The sequence below is a fragment of the Oleiphilus sp. HI0086 genome, assembly GCF_001635225.1.
Genome location: NZ_LWFZ01001039.1, coordinates 1 through 1,098 on the forward strand (window position 1 = coordinate 1; position 1,098 = coordinate 1,098).

Below are 1,098 nucleotides of genomic sequence, written 5' to 3' on the forward strand. Positions count from 1 at the left end.
ACTTCAATGTTAGTGGATTCTGAGGGTGTCGTTAATATTGACTTGGAATTTGGACGGGATGAGCAAAGGCTGCGTATATTGAAGGGCAAGCTTTCAGCTGAATTGAACTTGCTTTGCCAGCGCTGCTTACATCCGGTCAAAAAGACAATAAGTTCTGAGTTTCAGCTCGGAATTGTAATGAGTGACGAGCAAGCGCAAAACCTTCCGCGTGTTTATGAACCTTTATTGGTGGAAGATGAAAAGCTTGTTTTACTGGATGTGATAGAAGAAGAATTGATCCTGAGTTTGCCAATGTTCGCTTATCATGATGATTGCGAACCTGAAGAGTATAACGAAGGTGATATTGAAGAGAGTGTTGAAAGTGAGGTCGAAGAGACCAAAGAGAATCCTTTCAGCGTGCTTTCAGAACTGAATTTAAAGAAATAATCGGTGAGCTAAGCTCATCAATTGATTTGAAATACCCGCGGGAGAACAAATATGGCTGTTCAAAAAAGTAAGAAAACTCGTTCAAGACGTGGCATGCGTCGTTCACATGACGCGCTAGGCACTGCAACTTTATCTGTAGATCCAACTACAGGTGAGAAGCACTTGCGTCACCACGTTTCTGCTGACGGTTTCTACCGTGGCAAGAAAGTAATTGAGACATTAGAAGACTAGTACGTAAATACTAGTTTCTGAAGACGGCGAAATGTCTGTAGGAATCACCATTGCAGTTGATGCAATGAGTGGCGATGATGGCCCTCAGGTTGTTGTCCCTGCTGTTTTTGCCTATCTTGAAAAGCTTCAGTCAAATGATGCTTCTCAAGCGTCTCCGGCAGCCAGCTGCCAAAGCAAAGCCTTCAATATCATCCTTGTTGGAAAACAGGTTGAATTGGAGGCTTTGTTGCACTCCTACCCAGAAAATCCATCAATATCGATTGTTCACGCCGAAACCGTTGTCTCTATGGATGACCGTCCTTCTCGTGTGCTGCGCAGTAAGCAAGATTCCTCGATGGCTGTGGCACTCCAACTGGTCAAGTCTGGTCAAGCTCAAGCTTGTGTAAGCTCAGGAAATACCGGTGCTTTGATGTTGTTAGGGCGATCAATACTGGGAACCTT

Annotated in this window: 2 protein-coding genes and 1 pseudogene; all 3 read left to right on the top strand. The window is 44.3% G+C overall.

Annotated elements, in window-relative coordinates:
• Positions 1-426, top strand: a 426-nt coding sequence (locus A3756_RS18495) for a YceD family protein (RefSeq protein WP_368664596.1), incomplete at its 5' end; no start/stop codon positions are given.
• A 51-nt stretch (positions 427-477) separates the two neighbouring features.
• Entirely contained in the window at positions 478-657 is a 180-nt protein-coding gene (gene rpmF / locus A3756_RS18500) for a 50S ribosomal protein L32 (RefSeq protein WP_068506763.1), read from the top strand.
• Between the two features lie 31 nt (positions 658-688).
• Positions 689-1,098: pseudogene (locus tag A3756_RS18505) on the top strand (hypothetical protein); the annotation flags it as partial.